The following is a 235-nucleotide window of genomic DNA, read 5'->3' as shown; positions in this document are numbered from 1 at the left end:
CGAGCTGCCGAAGCTGTCCCCAGATCCGCCGCTTGTTTAGTGCTTGCGGGCCTGGGGCAGCAGGTTCATGCTTGTCCCCTGTCTGAGGCCTGCTGGTTGCGGCTGAAATAGCCGTATATCGGGGGTTTCGTGAGATGCGTCCGATGGAGTGCAGCGGCTGCGGGTTTGATATTCAGAGCGGTTTTGCTTTCTGTCCGCGATGCGGCGCAAAGCAACCACTCTGCTGTGCTGCATG

General features: G+C 59.6%; 1 protein-coding gene. It reads right to left on the bottom strand.

Annotated elements, in window-relative coordinates; all coding sequences use genetic code 11:
* Nucleotides 1-36: 36 nt before the first annotated feature.
* On the bottom strand, nucleotides 37-235 hold a 199-nt coding region (locus AF337_RS44500), incomplete at its 5' end, for a hypothetical protein (protein WP_210168070.1).

Source organism: Rhizobium ecuadorense (assembly GCF_001187535.1).
GTDB lineage: Bacteria > Pseudomonadota > Alphaproteobacteria > Rhizobiales > Rhizobiaceae > Rhizobium > Rhizobium ecuadorense.
This window is presented reverse-complemented; position numbering and strand designations above follow the sequence as displayed.